The sequence below is a fragment of the Verrucomicrobiia bacterium genome (genome assembly GCA_023953615.1).
Taxonomy (GTDB): domain Bacteria; phylum Verrucomicrobiota; class Verrucomicrobiia; order Limisphaerales; family JADLHS01; genus JADLHS01.
In genome coordinates, this window is record JAMLJH010000002.1 from 1,460,659 (window position 1) to 1,477,207 (window position 16,549).

General features: G+C 60.6%; 2 protein-coding genes. Both read right to left on the reverse strand.

The window, feature by feature from the left end; genetic code table 11:
- Positions 1-83: 83 nt before the first annotated feature.
- Positions 84-15,104 carry an Ig-like domain-containing protein gene (locus M9920_16440; protein ID MCO5053866.1) on the reverse strand — a complete coding sequence of 5,007 codons (15,021 nt, stop codon included), beginning with the start codon at positions 15,102-15,104 and terminating at the stop codon, positions 84-86.
- A gap of 542 nt (positions 15,105-15,646) precedes the next feature.
- Entirely contained in the window at positions 15,647-16,420 is a 774-nt protein-coding gene (locus M9920_16445; protein MCO5053867.1) for a Cof-type HAD-IIB family hydrolase, read from the reverse strand.
- Positions 16,421-16,549: the final 129 nt, after the last annotated feature.

Here is a 16,549-nt window from a genome sequence, read left to right on the forward strand (position 1 = left end):
AATCAAATCCAATGATGCGCTGGCCGACGGGATTCGGCGGCCGGCCAATCAGGATGAAGATGGTGTGTGAACTTGGAATCCAGTTACGGAATCTCTTTCAGTTGGTAGAAAATGGGGGTGTTCGTGGCGGGCAACGACAAGGGCACGAGCACATTGGTCTGCTGAAATCCAAGCAGCGCTTCCCAAATCACCGGGGGCATGAGGCTATCGGTCACCTGCAATTGATAGTTCGTGCCCGGGCGGCCATAGACGGCCAATTGCCGCGTTTGGTCGGGGGTCACCCATCCTTCGAGCAGCGGATGACGTTGCACCACCACCGCCCGGCCAACGCCGTTGACGTGGTTGGTGTAAAGATGATCTCCGGGCTTGTAACCGGCGAGGTTGGTGACGACGAGGCGGACGAACTGCGACCAGCCATCGGGCGCGGCGGTAAATTGCAGTTGCGCGACCTGTTGCGTGCCTTGAATGGTTTGACCGGGCGGCGCTTGCAGGTGGATTCGTAACTGCGACGGATCAAGCTGCAACTCCGCCGTGTCGAGGTGCGAACCGATTGGGGTCAACGTCCAATTGGTCAGGACGTCCATCGGCACGGGCAGGGCAAACGACAGATTGGTGACGCCTTCGCTGGAGGCTACGAAAACCGGCAAGGTCGCCGAAGCGCCGCCCAGCAAATTGGTTTCGCTCAACTGCACCTCCAGATAATCCAGCACCGTGATGTTGAAGGTGGCGTGGGCGCTCAACGGCGGGTTGCCTTGATCCGTGACCTGCACGGTGACGGAATGGATGGTCGAGGCGTTGGTGCGGGTGGGTTGCCACCAGAACACGCCGTTCGTCGCCACAACCATCGCGCCGTCGGGTGCGGCGATGAGGCTGAAAGTCAATGCGTCTCCGTTCGGGTCTTCCGCCAAAAATTGGCGATGCGCCGCGCCGTCAGGCGTAATCACGAGGTCCGACAGTTCCTCAACAAAATAAGGCGGTTGGTTTTGTGATTGCCGTTCCCACGACATCGCGAGCTGATCGGTTGCAGGGTTGCCGGCCAGATCGGTGATGCCCCGCAGGTCCGCGACGACGGTGTATTCGCCCGCCGCCGCCGTGAGCGCCGCCAAATTGACAAGTTGCACGCGGTTGCTGGCAACGACTTGAATTGCCGGAGTAAACGGGTTCGTTCCGTTCCAGACCAACGCGAAATTATTGCTCGAGACCGTGAGGGCATTGATGGCTTCCGTAAACGTAACCGTAACGGTGTTGACGTCAGCGTCGGTCGGCGTGGCGATTTGCTCGATGGTGGCTGAGGGCGGGATTTGATCAATCACCACGGTCACAAATGCGGCCAGCGAGACGTTGCCCGCGCCGTCAATGGCCGTGACGCGCAGGCGGTGCGTGCCGTCGCTCGCAAAGAGGAGCGACGCGGAAAAGTTCGTGCCCTCCATCGTCGCCAGACCAAAATCAATACTCGTGGTGGTATCAAAGACGCGCACGGTCAGGTTGGGGGCGGTGACCGTGCCCGACAACGTCACCGCGTTCGTGCTGGTTAAACCGTCGGTGGCCGAAAAGCCCAGGTCGGGGGCGATAGCCAGATGGTCGGGGGTGGCCGGCGTGTCCAGAATCATCGTCCAACTGACGTTGGTGCTGCCGACGCCGGGGTTGCCCGCCCAATCCTGGATGCCGGCGGCGTCCACAGTGAGCGTGTAGCTTCCGGCCCAACCCTGCAACCAACTGATCTCACCGATCTGATATGTGGTCGGTGTCAGGCGCGTCAGGGTCACGTCCGCATTGATCAGGTCCGGTCCGCCGTCGCGAGTGAGCGTCAGATCGTGATGATCGAACGTGGCGGGATCAACGGCGTGCGAGAAGGTGACCGTCAAATTTTGCACCACGATGTTGCGCGGGTTGGTGGTGACGGGCGACAACTCCACGATGTGCGGCGGCGAAGTGATCATGGTCCACGTCCGGGTTTGCGTTCCTTGACCGGATTTACCTCCGGCATCGGTGACGTTGGCGGCGGTGACGGAGAGCACATAAGTTCCCTCTTCACCAGTCAAAGTTCCCAGCCCGGCGAGCGTGAAATTAATGTTGTCTTCCGTGGTAAGCGTGACGTCGGCAGTGATTAGATTCGGTCCACCATCGCGGGTCAATTGCAGGGCACCCAGACCGAACGTGGCGGGGTTGATCGCCTTGGAAAACGCGATGGTCAGCGCCTCAATCGGCTGATTGCGCGGGTCCGGAGTGACGGCAGAAATGCTCTCCACAACCGGCGCGGCGTCGCCCTTGGCCCAGGCGACGACGGCGGAAACATCGCCCAGACGGTTGCCCCAGACATCGGAGATCGCGTTGCCAAAGATACGCAGGGAGTAATTGCCATCTTCAGCCGTCAACGGCACGAGTCCGGTGATGCGGTAAGTGGCGTCGGCGAGCAGCACCACGCTCACTCCCGAGGCCGGGGTGATCAGGTTGGGGCCGCCATCACGCGTCAGTTCCAGGTCGGCGAAGTTGAAAGTGGCCAGGTCCATCGCCGCTGAAAAAACGATCGTGACCGCATCCACCGCTTCGGTTTGGTTGAATGGCGTCACCGGTCCGAACTGAACGATGGCGGGCGTGGTGGTATTGGTTGAGCGATAGGTCAGGGTATATTGTCCCGAACCCTCCCAGTCGAACAGGTGCAATAGATTTTCCCTCACCGCGCCAGGGATTGAAGACGGGAACGAGCGATCGGTGGTCCACGCGTTGTTGGTCAATTCCAGCACTTTGCCGTCCGAACGCACCACACTGGCCAGCAAATATCCGGGGCCGGGATCGGGCAACCGATAATAATTCCAACCCGGTCCGGCCGCCGCCGTGAGCTGCACCTGCCAGTGCGCCGGACCGACGCTGCCGTTGAAGACGCCGTTGGTCACGACGTTCACCGGTTCAATGGCGCCGGTGTTGTGATACAACAAATCGGGGAGATTCTGCGGATCGGCAAAATCATTCACCAGGTAATCCAGAACGCCGTCGTCCGCAGGCCGGTTGGCTCGAACGGGATGGATCAACTCATGCGTCTCCACGCTGTTGATGAGTGACAAATTGGTGTGCCCCAATCCGTCCACATGCTCGAACGTGGCCGCGAACGAAATGAACTTGCCCTGCAACGTGGACAGTAATTGCCAGTTCACGCTCTTCGAGACCCCGGCGGGAACGTCGCCGAGCCGGGCCGTCAGCGAAGGGGCAACCGCGTTGCTGCCCACGCTCGTGCCGATGATGCGGAAGTCAATCAACAGGCCCTTTTCGTTTTCAATGATTTGCGGTTGCGCCGAGGTGATTTCAAAATTCCTGGCGTCCCCGGCGCCGATGTTCTTCACAATCAAACCCAGGGTGTAGGGTTCGGAAGGTTCGGTCGCCGGCGTGAACGGATCATCGCCATAGACATCGCGCTGCTGGAAATAGACGAGGTCCAGCTTCGCCTCGGGATAAACCGTGATGGGCGCGGACAGCAACGGCACGATGACTTCCTGACCGGCATCCAGGTAACGCAACGTGCCCCCGATCTGATAGGAATAGGGTTGGTCAGGCGCGGCATCCGTAGTGGGAATGAAGGTGTAAACCGCACGCCCCGTGGCGCCGCCCGCGAGCACCCCCGAACCGTCCACCGCCGTCATCCCGGTCACGACCGGCCCTTCCGTCACAAATTTGCCCACGGCGGATTGGCCCGCGCCGTCGCGGAAATCCAGGGTGACCTGCACGCCGGTGATGTCGGTGCTGCCGCCATTATCAATTTCGAGCGTCCCGGCAAACGCGCTGCGCGTGAGGGTGACCTCTTGATTGATGCGCAACCGCACTTGCGCGCAGACACCCGCACCGTCCTGGGCCTTGACCGGCGCCTCAATGCGCGGGGCGCTGCCGGCGTTGTAGCCCGCATGCGTAATGATCGCCTGCCCCGGCACAGCGGCCGGAGCCCCGGAGCCCCGGCAATCAACCCCTGGAATGAGGGTGGCTGTTATCACCGGAGAACCGCCAATAGCATATCCAAAAGGAAGGAAATGGATGCGGCTGCTACCGGAAGGCAGCGGAATGACATCCAGATGGGAACAGATGCATTCAAGGAGACCACCAGCACCAGCGGAAGCCGCTCCGGCAAGCGCCCCTGCGGGTCCGCCCGCGATGGCTCCCACCGCCGCTCCGCAGGCGGCGGAAATGGCTGCTTCTTGGCAGGGCGTCAGATCTGCGCCGCCGCAGGCCAGCAAGGCGTTAATGGCGTTACAGCCGACACTGAGCAAATTGGCCGATTCTATCAACTCCTTGAACCCTTCCAGACATGCTTTGACATCATTGGCGGTGCAAATGATCGAAAGATCAAGCCTGCGACTTTGTCCCACCATTCGGTTGCCGCAGGGATAGGAGTATTTGGCTGACAAGGGAATTTTAGGTAGGCAAGCATGAAGATCTTCCAAGGTGCAACCTTCATCGCCTGCCGCCTGCACTTCGTCGGATTGGCCCCCGGCCAGTGCGCCGCCGGGCGCGGCCCGCATTTGCACGGTCACCGGGATCGTCACGGAGCTTTTCGCCGGGAGCTTGCCGACGTACCGCACCAGGGGCGTAACGAGATAAGTCGGGTGGTCCGGAACTTCGATTTCCACATCATTGGCGGCGATCAACCCTTGATTGGTCAGCTTGATCTCAAACTGGGTGACTTCTCCCGCCGCCACCAACACCATCACCTGCGGCTCTTCAATCACGACGTTGGGCACGGGCACTTCGGTCTCAAACACGGATTCCAACACGATCCGGTAATGGTCTTGAATTTCGGTCGGCACGACGGACCACTGATACGTCACGAGCTGACGCGGCAGGAAAGCCTCCATCGCGTTGGTGATGCCGGCGGCCACCAGGACCGACCCGCGGAATTGATTATGTTTTTCCGCCGTCACGTCCACGGTGTAACTGCCCTCGGTCAGCGCGCTAAATTGCGCCGTGCCAGTCGGGCCGGAATTGGTTTGCGCGATGATGCCGCCGGTGAACGGATCGCGCACCACAACCAGCGCGTTGGTGACCTTGGGTTCGCCCGCGACGTAGTAGGTGTAATCGTCGGTGACATTCACCACGAGATCCCCAATGCCCGAGGAGACGGCGCGGAACTGATACGGCACGCGCACGCCGACGTTCTCGTTGGCCACCGCAATGTTGCCGTTGTAAAGCCCGAGGGTCAGATCCGTCGCCGGATTCAACAGTAAAGTCACCACCGCATTGCTGCCGGCGGGAATGGACGGAATATTTGCCGTCGAACCAAGGCTGAGCCACGGCAGATCGGGAAGCTGCACGGTCAGGTCGCCGCTCGCCGAGCCACCGGTATTGGCAATGGTGAAGGCCACCACCGTTTGCTCGCCGCGCACCATGCCGCGTTCCAAATAGGCGGGAGTCGCCACCAGTTGCGCAAACGTCGGAACAATTTTGACATACAACGGCAACGCCAACGCGGCCCCTTCCGCCGAAGTGAACGTGGCCGCAAAATTGGCCTGCGCTGCCTGGGTCAATGGCGAGTTCAAAGTGTAGTCCACGGTCATCACGCCGTAGGGCGGCAGGACGTGATTGGTGAACGTGAACGCCACGCTGAGGTTCGTGCCCAGATCGGGCTGCGTGACCGTCAGGTCCGTGAGCGCATAACCCGTCCGGTTCGTCAGCAACACCGAGCCGGTCACGGGCGTGTTGGGCAGGAGTTGCGGGGCCAGGCGGTCGGGCAAGGCGGCCATTCCCAACAGCGCAAATGACGCCTGCGTGGTCTGGTTCGTAACGTTCGGATGATCGGCCGAGGCGGTATAATAGCCCACTTCGTTGGCCAGCGGTTGGAAGGTGTAGGTGAAATTGCCCGTGGCATCCGAGGTAACTTGAAATGTGCGGCGCGTGTCGTTCACCATTACGCGGATGGCCGCGACGCGGTTGGGCACGGACGTGTTGTTGGTGGAATTGAACGTGCGCCCCTGCAACACAATGGGCGTGCCCGCACCGGCCATGAGCGGGCTGACGTCCAGCAATTCGGCACGATACGCGGGATGCACCGTCAGGGGCGAGGCCGCGGCGGCCGTATTGTTCACCGTCTTGAGTTCGGTCAAGGACCGGTTGCCGTTGGCTTCAATCAGCAACCAGAAATTGCCCGGCAGGGCGGGCAGATAAAACGAGGCGGTGTTGGTGTAGCTCTCGCCCACCGCCAGCGCCCGCACGTTGGGTTTGGCGGCCACCAACATTTGGCCCCCACCCACGCTGTCCGAGGCCAGATACACGTAGTCAAACCAGTTCTGGTTGGTGGTGCTGCCCAGACCGTGGTTGGTGATTTGCCAACTGACGGAAACTTGCTGCTCCGTGAACGCTTCGGTCGGCGCGCTGATCACCGCCGACACCAGGTCCGGTAAATAAATATCGGAAACGGTCAGCGTCCGGGCCGCCGAATTGTAACCCGCCGCGGTGGCGCTCAGCACCACTTCACGATTGCCGGTTTGTTGCGCGTCGAGAATCCCGGTGACCGGGAAGTTGGTGCTGGTCTGGTTGACGGCCAGTTCCACCACCGGCAAATGCGTCACCACCCCGGTTGGACTCGAGGCCAACGTCACGATCAGGGCGTTCGTTGGCGCCGTGTTGCGCGTCAAAGTGGCCATCGTGTTGCTGCCCTTGGAAATCACGGTCTGCGCCAGTTCCAACCGCAGGCTGGGGCCGTTGGTGTCCAACACCTGCAAAGTGGCCTGCGCCGCGCCCGCGGTCTGCGGGTTGTTGGCCAGGTTCAACGGATTGGCCGTAATCACCGCCGTCTGGTTGCCGGTGACCAAGCCGTCCGTGCCGACACCGACGTTGAAGGTGGTGGAAGTTGCGTTGGCGGGAATCGTCACCAGGCTCGGCACCGTAACCAGCTCGCTGCCCGTGCGGGTCAATTGCACTTTCTGCGCCTGGGGCGTCATCACGCCGCGCGACACGGTGCCCACCGTGGCAATCGCTCCGGCGCCTTCGGACACCACGGAATCCGCCAAGGTCAAAGCGAGCGTCACCACGTCCGCGTTCAGCACGTCAAGGCCTGCGGAAATGGAAGGGTAACCGGCGGCCACCGCCGTGACGCGCACGCGCCGGCCGCTGTTCAACTCGCCATCCGGCACCGGCGTCAACGCAAACACCGCCGAACCATTGCCCGCCGGAATCACCACGGTTTCCGGCGCGAGCAACGCCTCCGGATGATCGCTGGTGATGTTCACCACCAGCGCGCTATCGAGGTGCGCGTTGCGGGTGATCAAAGCGGAAACCGCATCCACACCCGCATCTTCCGGGATCTGGTTGACGCTCAAGTGCAACGTCAGCAACGGCGGATCGTCGTCGGTGATGGTCAGCGGCACATTGACGGTTGGATAGCCGCCGGCGCTGGCCGTCACCACCCCGGATGCCGTGTCGCCCGAGATGAGGTTGTCCACCACACCCAGATGGAAATTGGTGGCGCTCTGTCCGGCCGGAATGACCACCGCGGCGGGCAGCAGCAAATTGGTGAGTGAAGAACTCAGGTCAACGGTGAGCGCGTTGGCCAGGTCTCCATTACGCAACAACGTGGCCAGTACCGCCTGGCTGCCGGCGGATTCCAGCACGTTGGTCGGTGACAGGGTCAGTTGCAGAGTCGAGGTCAGATGAAGTGGCGCTGCGGCCAGCGTGCTGTTGTTGGTCGAGTTCAGTTCGTAGAAGTTCGCCGCCACGTTGCCTTTGACGATCAGCCATTGGTCGCCGGTGACAAACGGCGGCAACGTCACCGCCTGGGTCAACACCAGCGAGTCGCCGGCCGCCAGCACGTTGGTGACGCTGCGCGTGGCGAGCCATTGCCCGCCACCCAGGGCGTTGACGCTGCTGAGAAAGACCTGATCAAACCACGCGTTGGTGATCGGCGCACTGCCCTGGTTCACATCCGTCCACACCACTTGAATCGTCTGGCCGGCGTTGGCCGCCAGGGGCGCGGTAAGGTTGGTGATGATCAAATCCGGATAGGCCGCCAGCGTGGCATTGATCGTAATGGAGTTGGTGTTGTTCAACTCACCCGTGCCGCCGGCGTTGTATTCGTAAACCTGTTGCGCCGCGTCGGCGGTCACGGTGACCAGGAACTCACCGGCGCCGGACGAGCCATCCGGCAGCGTGAAACTGAACGCGCGCGGGACGGCGCCGCCAGCGGCAATTGGTTCGGCCAAAGCCGGGTCATACGGCAACAACGTGTTCACCAGCACCTGGCCGTTGGTGGCGTTCACCACCGAAATCCGATCGGCAAAAACATTCGTCACCGCACCAAGCCCGGAGTTCTGATCCCGCCAGACCAGATGCACGGAGTCACCTGAATGGAGTGGCGCGTTGGTGACCGCCAGCTCGGTTACTTGCAGGTCGGGATAGGTGGCCAGCACGCTGGTGACCGTGAGGCTCGCACGGTTGTTGCTTTCCGCCGTGCCCTCCAGATTGAATTCGTACTGATGATTGTAAGCATCCACCACCACCGTGATCTGCAACTGCCCCACACCCACGTCGCCATCCGGCAACGTGAAGTTCAGCGCCCGCGCCTGGGCCGCACCAGCCGCAATGTTTCCGCTGACCGCCGGGTTGTAGTATTGATAGGTGTCCAGCAACTGAATGCCGGTGGTCAGGTTGGAGATCGTCACGCGATCATACCAGTACTGGTCGGTGGCCATCGGGCCGGCGTTGGTGTCCGCCCAGGTAATCGTGAGCGCGCCGCCCGATTGCAACGCGCCGGTGACCGCCAGGTCAGCAACCAGCAAATCCGGCGCGGCCAGCGTGGTGAACGTGGCATCCGCGGCAACCGTTTCATTACCCGCCGCGTCGGCCGAGCGCACCCGATAATGGTACGTCGTCAGTGCGGTCAGGTTGTACAGCGTGACCGTGTGGTTCGTCACGGAAGCTGAGCCGTAAGCCGTCGCGCCGTACGCCGTCGTCAAACCGTAATCCACGACCGTGCTCGCCGGTTCGCCGCTCTGCCAGGAGATTGCCGCCGTGTTGATGGCGGGCGTGGCACTGATCTCCGTCAACGTCGGATAGATGGTATCCACCGCGAACGTGTAGGCGTTGGTCAACAGCAGCACCCCGCCGTTGGTATCACTCGCGTTGGCGACATAAACCAGATTCGTCCCGTCCATGCCGTTGGTGATGGCCAACGCCGGCGTCGTGTAGGAATCATTCGGCCGCCAGTAACCGCTCCACGTACCATTGCCGGCAACCGTCGGCGCAATGCCGGCGGCCACAATGTTCGTGAGCGTCACCACCGGCGCAATGTTGGTGTCCATCGTCCGATCAAACCGAAAGGTGAGCGTGAAATTATCGTTGGTGGGCACGACGCCGAATCGGCTGGTCGCCACGGCCTGGATGACGGGATTGGTGCGGATGCCCGTGTAAACGGCCACATACGCCAGATGGGTCGCGTCCAGCGTGGAGAAGGTCTTTTGATAAGTGGCCTGCGTGCTGACGGTGACGTTGCTCAACGCAAAGTGTTGGAAGAAGTAGTTCGAGGTGCCCGACAGTACCCGGGGCGGCGCCACGAAGGTCGCCGTCTCGCCATTGGTGTAGGTGCCGGCTCCGACAATCGCGGTAAGCTCAGCGGGGGTGGTGGCCAGCGTCACGACATGATACGTGTTGGCCTCTCCATAGTGGGCCACAAAATGCCGGTTCGTGTTGGCGACAAAGGTCAGCACGTTGGAAGTCCCGATTACCACGCCGTTTTCCGTCCAGTTGGTGAAGTAATAGCCCGGTCCCGCCACGGCGGTGAGCGTATTGGTGGTGTCCGCGTAGTAATTGCCCGCACCCGTCACCGTACCGGCGTCCGGCGGCTGGTTCGCCGCCGTGATGGAGTAGAACGCGCCGGAGTACGGCGCGAGCACAAAGTTCGCCGTGCCGTTCGCATCGTTCAACACCACGTCCTGCACCACCGGATCATCATAGCCCCGCGCCACCGCGCCCTGCACCCCCACCCGCCACGAACCGTTCGTGACGCCAAGACGGTAATAACCGCCGCCATCGGTCAGGGTGCTGACGTAGTACTGATTCGTGCCGCTCGAATTGAACGCATACACAACCAGATTGCCCACGGGTTGGGCATTGAAATCCGTGACGCGGCCGGTGATCTGCACCGGGCCGGCGGACGCTGCGAGCGCCGTCAACGTCACCACCGTCGGCGCGTAACTGAGTTGCCAGGCGATGCCTGGAAACTGCCCCAGATTGAGTCGCTCGAAAAAGTTGGTGCGCTGCCCGGCGGTCAACAGATCGAAACGGTCACCCACCGTCGGCATGTAATCGTCGTGCGCCGTCACTTCCAGCGTGCCGTTCAAACCCACCGTGCCGCTGGCTGTGATCCGTCCGAAAGTATTGGAAACGCCCAGGTCAAAAGCCAGCGTCCCATTGTGGGGAAGCAGACCGCCATTCTGAGTGAAATTGAACGCTCCAGTCCGAACGGCCAAGGTACCTAAATTATCGAAGTAACTACCGACATTGGCTACGCCATCGCCTGCAATTTTGTTGAACTCGCCCAAGTTGTAAATCAGGCCGGGGTCGAAATAAGAGTTGGGGCCGAAGTCGCCGGTGATGTTGATCACGCCGCTGACCAAGTTGGAAAGGACGCCTGGGTCACCTGTGCCGTAGCCGCTCGTGCTAAGATAGAACCCGTCCGACCAGGTTAGAGTTCCGGCGTTGATTAGTGCCCCGCTAGTCAAATACTTCGTTGAGCCACTGCCAATGAGTCCCCCGCCACACTGCACCACTCCGCGTAACCGACCCCCCGTCCAGGTGAGATTGGCCGCCGTCACCGTGTTCGTCCCGCCCAACGTTCCACTGCCGGTCAGATTCAAATTGCCAATTCGCACTGCCCCACCACCAGGGTTATTGAAATTGGCTGAACCCCCCGCCAGGCTGACAATGGAATTGGTTAACTGTGCCGTACCAGTGAAGTTCGCGGTGCCGGCAGTCACGATGAACTCTCCACTGCCGCCCAGACTGCTGCCGTCGTCAAAATCATAACTGCTCGAAAACGAGAGGATCGTCCCCGGTTGGATCAGAAAACTTCCCGAACTGCTTCCGCCCGCTGCCACGTTCAGCCGGCCCGAGTTGATGTTGATGCTGCCGTGGTTGACCAAGCTCGTGCCGCTGAACGTGGTGGTCCCCGTGCCGCCCGTCTTGTTGATCGTGCCGTGGTTGTAGAGAACGCCGGGATCGTAGGTGTAGCTCACCGTCAAATCGCTGGTGATGTTGATTACGCCACCGACCAGATTGGAAATGACGCCCGCATTGCCCGCACCCCAACTACTGGACCCCACGGCAAAGGAGTCCGACCAGGTCAACGTTCCAACGTTCACCAATTGGCCCCCCACCAAAGTCTTGCTCGTCCCGCTGCCAATCGTGCCCTCACCACATTGCACCACCCCGTGCAGCCGGCCTCCGGTCCAAGTGAACGTGTCGGCGTGGATCGCATTAGTGCCGCCCAGCGTCCCACCACCGGTCATGGCTAGAGTTGTCACCTGCACCACCCCGCTCTCCACGTTGTTGAAATTGACCGAGCCGCCCGCCAGCCGGAGGACCGTATTTGTGAATTGGGCCGTGCCGTTGAAATTCAACGTGCCGCCGGTCACCGCGAAATCACCGCCGCCACCCACGCTGCTGCCGTCGGTGAACTCATAATTGCTCGAAAACGACAACGCCGCTTCGGGCTGCATCAGGAACGTTCCGGTACTGCTGCCTCCGGACGCGAAGTTCACCTTGCCCGAGTTGATGTTGACCCTGCCGTGATTGGCCAAGCTCGTGCCGCTGAATGTGGTTGTGCCCGTGCCGCCCGTCTTGTTGATGGTGCCGTGGTTGTAGAGGACGCCGGGATCGTAGGTGTTGCCAACCGTCAAGTCGGTGGTGATGTTGATCACGCCGCCAGTCAGATTGGAAATGACGCCCGCATTGCCCGCACCCCAACTGCTGGACCCCACGGCAAAGGAGTCCGACCATTCCAACGCCCCGGCATTGATCAGCACCCCGCCCACCAGATATTTCGTGTTCCCACCCCCGATGCTCCCGCCGCCGCAGGTCAGCACTGTGCGCAGCCACCCGCCCGTCCACGTAAAGTCCGCCGCCGTCACCGCGTTCGTCCCGCCCAACGTCCCGCCACCCGCCAACGCCACCGTCGGCACGTTCACTTCGCTGACTCCCGCATTGTTGAAATACACGTTGCCGCCAGTGATGTTGATCGCTGCGTTGATCTGATAAAGTCCATTGAAATACGTATTGCCGCTCGTAAAGCTGTTCGTCCCCGTCAAACTGTAATCCCCGTTGAAGTTCGCCGTCCCCCCACTCACCCACAGATTCCCCGCCCCTGATACCGTCGCCTCTTCCGCCAACGTGAAAGTCCCGCCGTCAAACCGTAACGTGCAGTCGGCAGCCACCGTCACGCTGCCCGAGCTGCTGCCCCCCCAGTTAAAATTCAAAGTTCCCGAGTTGATGTTGATGCTGCCGTGGTTGACCAAGCTCGTGCCGCTGAATGTGGTTGTGCCCGTGCCGCCCGTCTTGTTGATGGTGCCGTGGTTGTAGAGGACGCCGGGATCGTAGGTTTTGCCAACCGTCAAGTCGGTGGTGATGTTGATCACGCCGCCGGTCAGATTGGAAATGACGCCCGCATTGCCCGCATCCCTACTACTGGACCCCACGGTAAAGGAGTCCGACCAGGTCAACGTTCCAACGTTCACCAATTGGCCCCCCACCAAAGTCTTGCTCGTCCCGCTGCCAATCGTGCCCTCACCACATTGCACCACCCCGTGCAGCCGGCCTCCGGTCCAAGTGAACGTGTCGGCGTGGATCGCATTAGTGCCGCCCAGCGTCCCACCACCGGTCATGGCTAGAGTTGTCACCTGCACCACCCCGCTCTCCACGTTGTTGAAATTGACCGAGCCGCCCGCCAGCCGGAGGACCGTATTTGTGAATTGGGCCGTGCCGTTGAAATTCAACGTGCCGCCGGTCACCGCGAAATCACCGCCGCCACCCACGCTGCTGCCGTCGGTGAACTCATAATTGCTCGAAAACGACAACGCCGCTTCGGGCTGCATCAGGAACGTTCCGGTACTGCTGCCTCCGGACGCGAAGTTCACCTTGCCCGAGTTGATGTTGACCCTGCCGTGATTGGCCAAGCTCGTGCCGCTGAATGTGGTTGTGCCCGTGCCGCCCGTCTTGTTGATGGTGCCGTGGTTGTAGAGGACGCCGGGATCGTAGGTGTTGCCAACCGTCAAGTCGGTGGTGATGTTGATCACGCCGCCAGTCAGATTGGAAATGACGCCCGCATTGCCCGCACCCCAACTGCTGGACCCCACGGCAAAGGAGTCCGACCATTCCAACGCCCCGGCATTGATCAGCACCCCGCCCACCAGATATTTCGTGTTCCCACCCCCGATGCTCCCGCCGCCGCAGGTCAGCACTGTGCGCAGCCACCCGCCCGTCCACGTAAAGTCCGCCGCCGTCACCGCGTTCGTCCCGCCCAACGTCCCGCCACCCGCCAACGCCACCGTCGGCACGTTCACTTCGCTGACTCCCGCATTGTTGAAATACACGTTGCCGCCAGTGATGTTGATCGCTGCGTTGATCTGATAAAGTCCATTGAAATACGTATTGCCGCTCGTAAAGCTGTTCGTCCCCGTCAAACTGTAATCCCCGTTGAAGTTCGCCGTCCCCCCACTCACCCACAGATTCCCCGCCCCTGATACCGTCGCCTCTTCCGCCAACGTGAAAGTCCCGCCGTCAAACCGTAACGTGCAGTCGGCAGCCACCGTCACGCTGCCCGAGCTGCTGCCCCCCCAGTTAAAATTCAAAGTTCCCGAGTTGATGTTGATGCTGCCGTGGTTGACCAAGCTCGTGCCGCTGAATGTGGTTGTGCCCGTGCCGCCCGTCTTGTTGATGGTGCCGTGGTTGTAGAGGACGCCGGGATCGTAGGTTTTGCCAACCGTCAAGTCGGTGGTGATGTTGATCACGCCGCCGGTCAGATTGGAAATGACGCCCGCATTGCCCGCATCCCTACTACTGGACCCCACGGTAAAGGAGTCCGACCAGGTCAACGTTCCAACGTTCACCAATTGGCCCCCCACCAAAGTCTTGCTCGTCCCGCTGCCAATCGTGCCCTCACCACATTGCACCACCCCGTGCAGCCGGCCTCCGGTCCAAGTGAACGTGTCGGCGTGGATCGCATTAGTGCCGCCCAGCGTCCCACCACCGGTCATGGCTAGAGTTGTCACCTGCACCACCCCGCTCTCCACGTTGTTGAAATTGACCGAGCCGCCCGCCAGCCGGAGGACCGTATTTGTGAATTGGGCCGTGCCGTTGAAATTCAACGTGCCGCTGGTCACCGCGAAATCACCGCCGCCACCCACGCTGCTGCCGTCGGTGAACTCATAATTGCTCGAAAACGACAACGCCGCTTCGGGCTGCATCAGGAACGTTCCGGTACTGCTGCCTCCGGACGCGAAGTTCACCTTGCCCGAGTTGATGTTGACCCTGCCGTGATTGGCCAAGCTCGTGCCGCTGAATGTGGTTGTGCCCGTGCCGCCCGTCTTGTTGATGGTGCCGTGGTTGTAGAGGACGCCGGGATCGTAAGTTTTGCCAACCGTCAAGTCGGTGGTGATGTTGATCACGCCGCCGGTCAGATTGGAAATGACGCCCGCATTGCCCGCATCCCAACTACTGGACCCCACGGCAAAGGAGTCCGACCAGGTCAACGTTCCGACGTTCACCAATTGGCCCCCCACCAAAGTCTTGCTCGTCCCGCTGCCAATCGTGCCCTCACCACACTGCACCGCCCCGCGTAATGTGCCCCCAGTCCAAGTGAAAGTTGTCGTCGCCAACACGCCATTTGTAATGCTGAGCGTGCCATTGCGGAATTGTAATTCAGCCGACGTGACGTTATTGGTCACGGTGACGGTTACGTAACGATTGAGCACGGCTATGTCTGCCGCACCGGGAACTTGGTTGGGACTCCAGTTGCCTGGCTCGTGCCAACTGCCGCTCACGTTGTTGGTCCAAGTCAGGGTGGCGGCTTGAAGCTGCGGAAGGAAAGCCAGCCAGATTCCCACGGTTACCCACCGAGCCAGTGTTCTAATTTTCATAAGCACTTATTTCTGGTAACAATTCGGATGTGCAATTGTTCGCCGGTTCGAGTTAGTTTGAAAATGATCCGTGTCTCTGGTTGAAAAAACTGGTACGCCCTTCTGAAATTCAACCAGCACGACTGAGACTTGCGCTAATCCTTGGCGAGCGCCTGAGCTTTGTGCAAGCTTTTTTTTGAGCTTTTTTTAGCGCAAAAAAGCCGCCTGAAAACACGCGGCTGGCAATGCAAAACTTACTCGCGGATTACCGGCTCAGGCGGCGGCATACGTCGGACTCCCGACCGTGCCTGTGCTTGGATACATTGCCTCCTTCTTCACGTATCCGGACTTGTCCTTGTGAATCGCAGGCCTGAACACAGTGGACCATAATGCCCATCAAGGTTCCACCATCTTCTACTCTCAAAGCGCTTTTTCTTCACCCGCCAGCGCATCCCTCAAGAGGCGGGCTAAGGTTCAGAGCTCAACCCGGACGCGGCACGATCGTTCAAACGCGCGAACCAGAAGGAAACCCGGACCAAAATGTCTTCCAGGTAATTCCTATCTTACCGCCGCAACGCGTTTTCCATCCCCTCAACCACGCCATGGCCGCATGGTTGCCGGCTGACAAATCCATTCTGCTTTTCGACCAACTCCTTCACCGCCGGAATGGCGTTTGACGGCGCCACCAAATGCCGCGAGAACTTGCTTTGCAACATGGGCAGATCGTTCAGATGATCTCCCGCCGCGAGAACTTCAGCATTGGTCACTTCCAGGCGGCGCATCAGTTCGGCGAGCGCCGTGCCCTTGTTGTAGTTCACATGACTGAAGCGCGCATACACATCATTGCGCACCACGGTCAATTCGGGAAACTGGCGGCAAAATCCGTCCAGACGGTTGTGAACCGCGTCCGCATCCTGAGTGTTCCGCGCGATTAAACAAAACGGCGACCACGCATCCGCATAAACCGTCGCGTCGAACCGCTCGTTCACCCAATCCATCAACCCCGCCACTTCCGGGCGCACGCGATCAAACAACTGCTCGTGATCCTCGCGACACGCCGTGTTCCAAGGCTCAACCGGCACGTAACGCGCGCCGTTGTGCTGATAAATCTCCCGTTCCACCAACACCAAAAAATCCGGACGCACCTCCAGCCCGGCGCGCGCCAGCGATTCCATCAAGCTCGACATTTCGCGGCCGGTGTTGATCACCCACTTGGCGCCGCGCCGTTGCAGATCGCCAATCAATTCCGCGAAGCGCGCCGGAATGGGTGGGTTTTCAAACTCGGCAAACAGCGTTCCGTCGAAATCGGTGGAGATTAACTTGATCGGCAAACTCATCGTCAGGACCTCAGTATAATCAAATCAACCCCACTCAAGCCAAGCCCGATGCTGCCGCTCGATGCCGCGCCAGTTCCCCGTCATGGAGTCTGACCGTCTGGCATGAGTGAACGAATTGGGGTGCGACGG

Bases quoted from the DNA above. Each gene is read 5' to 3' on its own strand.
- M9920_16440 (MCO5053866.1), bottom strand. From the start codon at position 15,104: ATGAAAATTAGAACACTGGCTCGGTGGGTAACCGTGGGAATCTGGCTG.
- M9920_16445 (MCO5053867.1), bottom strand. From the start codon at position 16,420: ATGAGTTTGCCGATCAAGTTAATCTCCACCGATTTCGACGGAACGCTG.